Origin of the sequence: Streptomyces sp. BF23-19, assembly GCF_041106355.1 — a bacterium.
GTDB classification, from domain to species: Bacteria; Actinomycetota; Actinomycetes; order Streptomycetales; family Streptomycetaceae; genus Streptomyces; species Streptomyces virginiae_A.
In genome coordinates, this window is sequence record NZ_JBGBPT010000196.1 from 1 (window position 1) to 1677 (window position 1677).

Below are 1677 nucleotides of genomic sequence, written 5' to 3' on the forward strand. Positions count from 1 at the left end.
TCGACGGGGGCCGGGTGGAGCCGGCGGACGTGGCGCCGGGTGGGCTGGACCCCGGGAGCGTGGGCCGGCCGCGGGCCCGCCGGGGATTACGGGACAGCCCTTAGCGGGGGGACGGGACCGGCGTCGGGGCCGGGGAGGCGACCCCGGGGCCCTTGTCGTCCGCGAGGACCTGGTAGCCGGAGGGCTGACCGGTGTCCACCGGGCCGCTGACCGTCACACCGACTCCGATCGCCAGAGCCGCCGCGATGATTCCGATCAGGCCCGCCAGCTTGCTGCGCATGTGTTGAACCCCCTGGTGTGTACCCGGTGCGGCTCCCGTGTGGTGCGGTGGCCGCTCTCGACAGGACACAGAGTGGCCGAGGCTCTTACCGGTCCGTTCCCCTCTCGATACCGCCCGTGGTCGTGCTGCGGGAACGGCCGTTCCCGGCCTGTTCCCGGTCCGGTTCCGTGGCCGCCGCGATACGTGATCCCCGCGCGCTGACCAGCACATCCGTCCGCGTGGTGCCCGATTCGTACCCGGCCAGATCCAGCAGGGCCCGGACGGTCGCACGGATCCCGGCCTGCTCCGCGTCGTGGAGCGGCGCCGCCGTTCCCTCGGGGGCGATGTCGGCGACGAGGTGCATGCCGTCGACGGTCAGCGTCTCCACCCTGAACTTGGCTCCGGTCAGGAGCTCTTCGACGAGATAGGGGGCCGAGTGCCGGGCGGTGGCGGCCTGTTCGGCCCACCGGGCGAGCGCGGGCCGGTCGTGCACCGGAACGGTCCACCAACACCCGGACTTGTCGGCCGACTTGATGACCACGGGCAGCGGGAAGTCCTCGGCCAGCGAGCAGGCCTCGGTGACGGACCGGGCCTCCTCGGCACGCACCGCGGAGGTCCGGCTCTCGTTGAGGATCCGCCGGATCGTGACCGCGTCCGGCAAGGCGCGGGCCGGCTTCCCGCCGTCGGCGGACAGCTCCCGCACCACCTCCTCGGCGGCGGCCGCGGCCCCGCTGCCGAGACCCTTCTCCAGATCGCTCGCGAGGTGGAGGACCTGGCCGATCCCGTGCCGCCGGACGGTGTCCGTCAGCAGGGCGCGCAGTGCGTCCGTGTCATCGAAGTCCACCCGGAGGAGCCGTTGCGGGGGCAGCTCCGCGGGAAGCCGCGCGTCCGGTGGGTGGGGTCCGGGATCGGACACCACCCAGACGTCGAGGCCCGCCACGATCGCGGCGCTCACGAGCCCGGGTCCGGGCCTGACCAGCACTACCCGCTCCGCGGCCTGTCTGATGATCACAGAAATCTCCTCCATCGTGTCCCACGATGGTGTCGCCGGGCCTTCCCGGTCCCTTCCCGCGGCGTTCCCGCGTGGGTCGGGGCACGGGCGGGCGCGTCCCCCGGACGGCCCCGTCGCAGGGCCTTCGGACGCCCGGTGCAGGACAGTGGAAGGAGGGCACGATCCCAGGGGGGACCAGCACGCCGGAGGCGTACAGACATGGGACTCTTCGACTTCCTGAAGTCCGACAAACACAAGGCGCACGACGCCGCCGAGAAGGCGAAGGAGCAGGTGCAGCAGCCGGCGGGCGAGGCGAGGAGGCCTCCCGCGGGCTCGGCGGCCGACGCCGCATCGGCCACCCGGGCCACCGCCGAGCGCATGGCGGCGGCCGCGCCGCCGAGGCCCGCCCCCGCGACCCCGACCCCCA

Annotated in this window: 3 protein-coding genes; 1 reads left to right on the forward strand and 2 read right to left on the reverse strand. The window is 73.8% G+C overall.

Annotated elements, in window-relative coordinates; genetic code table 11:
- Positions 1-100 precede the first annotated feature (100 nt).
- Both AB8A24_RS43270 and AB8A24_RS43275 read right to left on the reverse strand, forming a co-directional pair.
- Complete coding sequence (locus tag AB8A24_RS43270; protein ID WP_328962507.1) at positions 101-280, reverse strand: hypothetical protein; 180 nt, start codon at positions 278-280, stop codon at positions 101-103.
- Positions 281-365: 85 nt separating this feature from the next.
- Complete coding sequence (locus tag AB8A24_RS43275; protein ID WP_328962506.1) at positions 366-1271, reverse strand: hypothetical protein; 906 nt, start codon at positions 1269-1271, stop codon at positions 366-368.
- A gap of 198 nt (positions 1272-1469) precedes the next feature.
- On the opposite strand from AB8A24_RS43275, the gene AB8A24_RS43280 reads away from it, so the two are divergent.
- Positions 1470-1677, forward strand: a 208-nt coding sequence (locus AB8A24_RS43280; protein WP_369479244.1) for a hypothetical protein, incomplete at its 3' end; no start/stop codon positions are given.

Coding starts and splice junctions, on each gene's coding strand:
- AB8A24_RS43270 (WP_328962507.1), bottom strand. CDS start 280: ATGCGCAGCAAGCTGGCGGGCCTGATCGGAATCATCGCGGCGGCTCTG.